The organism is Trichlorobacter sp., assembly GCF_030247655.1.
Lineage (GTDB): Bacteria > Desulfobacterota > Desulfuromonadia > Geobacterales > Pseudopelobacteraceae > Trichlorobacter.
Genome location: NZ_JAOTRZ010000167.1, coordinates 1 through 6,600, shown reverse-complemented (window position 1 = coordinate 6,600; position 6,600 = coordinate 1). Strand labels below are relative to the sequence as shown.

Annotated in this window: 6 protein-coding genes; all 6 read left to right on the top strand. The window is 51.2% G+C overall.

Annotation, left to right across the window (positions count from 1 at the left end):
- A partial coding sequence (locus tag OEL57_RS12570) for a deoxyribodipyrimidine photo-lyase (protein ID WP_300740877.1) occupies window positions 1–1,069 on the top strand: 1,069 nt, incomplete at its 5' end.
- Window positions 1,070–1,227: 158 nt separating this feature from the next.
- Window positions 1,228–2,010, top strand: a complete 783-nt coding sequence (locus OEL57_RS12565) for a YeeE/YedE thiosulfate transporter family protein (protein WP_300740876.1) — start codon at window positions 1,228–1,230, stop codon at window positions 2,008–2,010.
- 68 nt (window positions 2,011–2,078) lie between these two features.
- Window positions 2,079–2,339 (top strand): YeeE/YedE thiosulfate transporter family protein, encoded by a 261-nt coding sequence (locus tag OEL57_RS12560; protein ID WP_300740875.1) that lies wholly within the window; start codon window positions 2,079–2,081, stop codon window positions 2,337–2,339.
- Window positions 2,340–2,363: 24 nt separating this feature from the next.
- Window positions 2,364–2,615 (top strand): sulfurtransferase TusA family protein, encoded by a 252-nt coding sequence (locus tag OEL57_RS12555; protein ID WP_300740874.1) that lies wholly within the window; start codon window positions 2,364–2,366, stop codon window positions 2,613–2,615.
- Window positions 2,615–4,561 (top strand): putative bifunctional diguanylate cyclase/phosphodiesterase, encoded by a 1,947-nt coding sequence (locus tag OEL57_RS12550; RefSeq protein WP_300740873.1) that lies wholly within the window; start codon window positions 2,615–2,617, stop codon window positions 4,559–4,561. Before OEL57_RS12555 ends, OEL57_RS12550 begins: the two co-directional genes overlap by 1 nt.
- Window positions 4,562–4,576: 15 nt before the next feature.
- A complete protein-coding gene (locus OEL57_RS12545) occupies window positions 4,577–6,553 on the top strand; it encodes a monovalent cation:proton antiporter family protein (protein ID WP_300740872.1) in 1,977 nt (658 codons plus the stop codon).
- The last annotated feature ends 47 nt before the right edge of the window (window positions 6,554–6,600 follow it).

Genomic DNA, 6,600 nt, shown 5'->3' with positions numbered 1-6,600 from the left:
GCGGTTAAGCCGTGATCCCCAGCAATCGATGCTGCGCTTTATCCAGCAGGAACAGATCGGCTGCGTGGTCTGCGATTTTGACCCGTTGCGGATCAAGCGTCGTTGGTTTGATGGTGCAGCAGCGGCGGCGCAGGTGGCGTTTATGGAGGTGGACGGTCATAATATCGTGCCTTGCAGGTTTGCTTCTCCTAAGCGTGAATATGGAGCCTATACGCTCCGTCCCAAGCTGAAAAGAGTGTTAGCTGAGTTTTTAACTGATATTCCTCAATTGGTGCATCATCCCTTTAGCTGGTCAACTGAACCAGAGCCATTTGATGTCGATCTGTTGCTGTCACAACTGCAACCTGATACCGGAGTTTCTGAGGTTGCCACGGTACTGCCGGGTGAAGCTGCTGCCGGAGAAGCCCTGGCTGATTTTATGGATCACCGTCTTACCGGCTATGGGATCAGACGTAACAATCCACTTGTTAATGGCCAGTCCGGTCTTTCTCCCTGGCTGCACTTCGGGCATCTGTCACCCCAGCGGGCAGCACTCTCAATTGCCCGTTCAGGTGATACTGATGATGTTGAGGCAGTACTTGAGGAATTGATTGTAAGGCGCGAACTTTCCGACAATTTTTGTTTTTATTGCCCAGGGTATGACACCATTGATGCTGCACCGGACTGGGCACGCCGGACCCTTGAAAAACACCGCCATGATCTCCGCGCTTACTGTTACAGTCAGGATGAGTTTGAACAGGCAGCCACCCATGACCCGCTCTGGAATGCAGCTCAGCGTGAGATGCTACAGACCGGCAGGATGCATGGCTATCTGCGCATGTACTGGGCCAAAAAGATTCTTGAATGGACTGCAAGCCCGGAAGAGGCGTTGAGCGTAGCGGTCTACCTAAATGACCGTTATGCCCTTGATGGTCGTGATCCCAACGGTTACGCCGGTATCGCCTGGTCCATCTGCGGAGTGCATGATCGAGCCTGGGGGGAACGGTCGGTGTTTGGTAATATCCGTTATATGAGCTATGATGGCTGCAAACGAAAGTTTGATCTGGCGGCGTATTGTAGCCGCTGGTAACCGCTGCAATCATCGCATCTGCTTGTTAAGGTGACTCTCTAATCCCCTTAAACATAGTACGGTGTTTAGATTTGAGTTGTCTGACAGGCTGTATTCCATTAAAAAAGATCTGCAGTACCTGCAGAAACAGTGCAAGAATTTTTTTTCCGGGAGAAGCGGTGTCCAGTATTCATCTGAGCATGATAGCAGGAGGTTTTCTGCTGGGGGCATTGGCCGGTTTTCTGATGCACCGCTCAGACTACTGTGTTGCCGGTATGTTCCGTGATCTGTTTCTGTTTCGTGCAACCCGCATGTTGAAAACCCTGTTGCTGTTGATAACGGTGTCTCTACCGCTGTTTGAACTGATCCGACTGACCGGTTTTGTGTCTGTTCCGTTTCCCTTTTTCGGGCCACCTTCTCTTACCAATCTACTGGGTGGTTTTTTGTTTGGCATAGGTATGGTGTTGGCCGGAGGGTGTGTGGTTGGTACCCTTTACCGGCTGGGGGCCGGAAGTTTTCCCGGTTTGCTGGCTTTTCTGGGGCTGGTGGCAGGCAGTATGCTCTTTGCCTGTCTGTATCCTCAATGGACGCATGTTTCCCGTGCATTAGCCCTGCCCACCAAGGCTGTGACGCTACCGCAGCTGCTTGGACTGCCACCCTGGCTGTTTGTTTCATTGCTGGTACCGGTTTTGATTGTTCTGATCTGGCGCTGGTTCAGGGATGGAAGTATGTATCGTACCGGTGTTGTTGATGGTTATCTGCAGCCATGGCAGGCGGCATTGGGATTGGCGTTGATCGGGGCTGCTTCTGTAGTGTTGGTGGGGATGCCGATGGGAATTACCACCTCTTATTCAAAATTTGGTGCCATGCTGCTGGAACCTCTTGCGTCTGAGTATTATGCATCTATCAACTATTTCCAGCTGGTTCCTTTACGCTACACGCCGCCATTGGGGGGGGCATAATCAGCGGAGGCCCCGGCTCTGGACTTGATGCAGTTGCCCTGATTCAGTTTCCACTGATTTTTGGTATCGTGGCAGGCTCTGCCTGGTCAGCTATCAGACTGGGAGAATGGCGACTGCAGATCAAACTACCCTGGCGTCAAGTTGTCTCTGCTGTCTTGGGGGGTGTTATCATGGGGCTGGCTTCCCGGATGGCTCCGGCCTGCAACATCTGGCATCTCTTTGGCGGCCTGCCTATTCTTGCTTTGCAAAGTTTTCTATTTCTGGCCGGTCTGTTTCCCGGTGCCTGGCTGGGTGGACTGTTACTTACCCGGCTGGTGATACCCCGTTAACCTGCCCGAGAGGAGTGTTTAGCTATGCCTGATGCACCTGTTTGCAAGGAAATTGACCTGCGTGGACAGATCTGTCCTTCAACACTGTTGACTGCCCTGCGTGAAACCAATACCAATAAAACAGAACTCAGGGCAGGGGAACTCAGGCTGGTTATTTTAACCGATAATCGTAACTCAACCACCCATATCAGTGAATCGATCAGTGCCATGGGGTATCGAGTAGAGGTTCTGAAAGAACAGGAATACTATCGTATTACCATTGACAGGATTTTTTGATGGCATCTGAAAAAACCCCATTACCACCTATCAACTCCATTGGTTGCGGGAACGAATTGAGTCAGCTGCAGACCAAGAATCAGGAGCTTGTCCAGTATATCCGCACCAAAACTGATCGTCTGTTGCAGGTTATGGGTACTGTTCCCCTTAACCCTGATGAGCTTGATGATGAAACCCTGTTGGCGGTGGACCCGATCGGTATTGTTACCGAGGCTTTTGAACAGGTACTGGAACACCTGCATACTACCAACAATGATCTGAGTGATACCAGGGATGAGTTGCAGGCAGTCTTTGATTCTGTTGGCGCTGGCATTATTGTGGTGAATGAACAGATGGAGGTGGTTGCCTACAACTATTACAGCCTGGGGGCGTTTTTTCCTGATCAGCTTGGGGTAATGGGCAGAAATTTGCGCGATCTGATCTGTGGTCATGAAGGAGAAGAGTGCATCCTTGATCAGATTATGACCACCGGTCGCCGGGTTGAACAGTCCAATTTTATGCACGAAGGCCGTCATTACCATCTGGTCGGCACCCCTTTAAAAAGTTCTGATAACAAGATCTTTAGTATGGTGTTGCTCTACACTGATATTACCGAACGCCGGGCAGCAGCCCAGGAGATTGAGCGACTTGCGTTCTTTGACAGCCTGACCGGTCTTCCAAACCGGGTGCTTCTCAAGGATCGACTGAACCAGATGTTGACCCGTGCAGGTCGTCACAAAGAGATGGTGGCGCTGTTGTTCATTGACCTTGACCGCTTTAAGGAGGTCAACGATACCCTGGGACATGGCTCTGGTGATCTGCTGTTGCAGATTGTGGCCGAGCGACTGACTTCCTGTCTACGGACATCTGATACCGTGGCCCGGTTTGGCGGGGATGAGTTTGTCGTGTTACTGGAGGGAGTTGAGGATCGGGAAGGGGTGATGGAGGTAGCTGCCAAGCTGCTGGCTGCCATGTCTCAACCGATTGAACTTTTTGATCGCGAGATCTACAGCGGTGGCAGTATTGGAATCTCGCTCTACCCCCATGACGGTAACGATGTCGACACCCTGTTCAAAAATGCCGATACTGCCATGTACTATGCCAAGGAACAGGGCAGGAATACCTTCCGTTTTTACTCATCGGATATGCATGCCTCCGCCCTGGAGATGCTGACCCTGAGCAGTTATCTGCGCCATGCCCTGGAACGGGATGAACTGTATCTTGTGTATCAACCCCAGATAAGTTTTTTAACAGGTGAAATGGTAGGGGTGGAAGCGCTTCTGCGTTGGAAACATCCCAGTCTGGGGATGATAGCCCCTGATCGTTTTATTCCGTTGGCCGAAGAGACCGGTCTGATTGTTTCGATCGGCACCTGGGTCTTGAAGGAAGCCAGTTTTCAGGTAGCACAATGGATAAACCGGGGGCTTCCGCCTATGCGGGTTGCGGTTAACCTCTCAGCCAAGCAGTTTCGTAATCCAGGATTGGTGGCAACGGTAAGAACCGCATTGGAACAGTCCGGCCTTCCAGCGTATCTGCTTGAGCTTGAGTTGACTGAGGGAATGTTGATTGAAAATATCGCCAGCACCCATGAAACCTTGAAAGCACTTAAGGCAATGGGAGTTACCCTGGCAATTGATGATTTTGGTACCGGTTACAGCTCGCTTAGTTATCTGAAGCATTTCCCACTGGATCGTCTGAAGATTGACAAGTCATTTGTTCTTGAAATGGCTGAAAAGTCAGGTGATTCAGCAGCTATTGTGCAGGCTATTATTGCACTTGCCCATAGCTTGAAACTGACGGTGATTGCTGAAGGGGTAGAGCGGCAGGATCAGGTTGCGTTTTTAAAGCAGCATTGTTGTGATGAGATGCAGGGTTTTTTCTTCAGTCGTCCGCTCAAATCTGAAGCCCTTGAAGAGCTATTGAAAAAATGTATGCAAGGGCCTGACTTCTGTCTGTTTAATTATTAACCATTGGTGGATGTTATGGAATTTAGTTTGCTGAAAGATCTGGTATTGCTGTTTGGACTGGCACTGGTAACCGTGGTGCTGTTCCGCCAGTTTAAACTCCCCTCCATTATCGGATTTCTCTGCACCGGCATTGTGGCAGGCCCCTACGCACTTGGTCTGATCAAGGACACCCATCAGGTTGAACAGATGGCTGAGATCGGTGTGGTGTTGTTGCTGTTCACCATCGGCATTGAGTTTTCCCTGAAGGAGTTGCTGCGGATCAAGCATCTGGTGCTATGGGGAGGTGGGCTACAGGTAGGGGTTACCATTGGTGTTGTTGCTCTGCTGGGATTGGCACTGGGGTTTCCGTGGCAACAGGCTGCCTTCTTTGGTTTTCTGGTCTCTCTTTCCAGTACCGCAATTTTGATGAAACTGCTGATGGATGCCGGTGAAATGGATTCACCCCATGGCAAGACCTGTCTGGGCATACTGATCTTTCAGGATCTTTGTGTAGTGCCGCTGATGCTGTTTACCCCGTTTTTAGGCGGGGCGGGCAATGGTCTGGCTGGAATTGTGATTGTCTCTGCCAAGGCGTTGGTAGTGGTGGTGGTCTCCCATTTCAGTGCCCGTTTTGCCGTACCCTGGATCTTTAATCAGGTGGTCAAGGCAAAGAGTCGAGAACTGTTTATCCTGACTAACATTTTTGTAGGGTTCGGCACCGCCTTCCTCACCGCCCAGGTAGGACTTTCTCTGGCATTGGGTGCCTTTATTGCCGGTCTGGCCATATCAGAATCAGAATACAGCCATCAGGTAATGGGGGATATCATTCCGTTTCGTGATGCCTTTATGAGCCTGTTCTTTATCTCGGTAGGGATGTTGCTTGATCCTGTTGCGGTGTTTCAGAACCCGCTGGCCGTCTTCCTGATTGTCCTGGCTATTGTGCTGGTCAAATCTCTGGTCGCTACCGGCGCTGCACTGTCGCTTGGTTTCCCCCCCAAACCGGCTTTTATAAGCGGCCTGTTGTTGGCCCAGGTGGGGGAATTTGCCTTTGTTCTCTCTCATTCCGGCAAGACCTTCGGCCTGTTGGATGCAAATCAATACCAGCTCTTTCTGGCTGCTTCGGTGGCCACCATGGCGCTTACGCCTTTTTCGCTCCGATATGCTGAGCCGATTGCTAACCGGATTGCGTTCTGGTTGCCCGCCTCCTTCAAGCGTGGAACACGAACAACCGGTACCAGTCATGACCGTTTTCCCATGGAAGACCATGTTGTAATTGTTGGTTTCGGTGTCAATGGCAAGAATTTGGCACGGGTACTGAACGGCAACGGCATCCGCTACATTGCCATTGAGTCCAATCACCATACGGTTAAGGCTGAACGTAAAAAGGGTACCAGAATCATCTTCGGTGACGCCTCAAAACCAGAGATTTTGTCCCATGCCCTGATTGAGAAGGCGCGCATTATGGTCATCGCGATTTCTGATGCAACCGCCACCCGTCGGGTTGCTGCCATAGCCAGACAGATGCGCCCTAACATTCACCTGATTGTCCGTACCCGCTACGTGGCGGAGATGGAACCGCTTTTCCAATTGGGGGTCAATGATGTGGTGCCGGAGGAGTTTGAAACCTCAGTTGAGATTTTCTCACGGGTGTTGCGTACCTACATGATTCCTCACGACCAGATAGATCACTGTATTGCAGAGATCCGTCGTGATTCCTACCAGATGTTTAGGACCGTCAGTCGGCGTCACAGTCACGCCACCGGTATTTCCGGCTACCTTTCCGGGGTGGAGCTTGCAACCTTCAGGGTGCAGGCCGGTTCCGGTATCGCAGGGACCCAGCTGCGGGATGGTCTGCTGCGTGACCGTAGTGGAGCGACGGTATTGGTGATCAAACGCGGAGATGAAGTTAACTCCAATCCTGATCCGGTCTGGCAGTTTGAGGTGGATGATATTGTATTGGTGTTGGGCAAGGCAGATCAGCTGGTATTCGCAGCCCACCTGTTTGAAGGGTAGGGGAGAAGGCAGATGCAAGAGGTCTGGTTCGCACTGGGATTAACTCT

What these genes read in the sequence shown, in the direction of transcription:
- OEL57_RS12550 (WP_300740873.1), top strand. Translation starts at nt 2,615, where the DNA reads ATGGCATCTGAAAAAACCCCATTACCACCTATCAACTCCATTGGTTGC.
- OEL57_RS12555 (WP_300740874.1), top strand. Translation starts at nt 2,364, where the DNA reads ATGCCTGATGCACCTGTTTGCAAGGAAATTGACCTGCGTGGACAGATC.
- OEL57_RS12545 (WP_300740872.1), top strand. Translation starts at nt 4,577, where the DNA reads ATGGAATTTAGTTTGCTGAAAGATCTGGTATTGCTGTTTGGACTGGCA.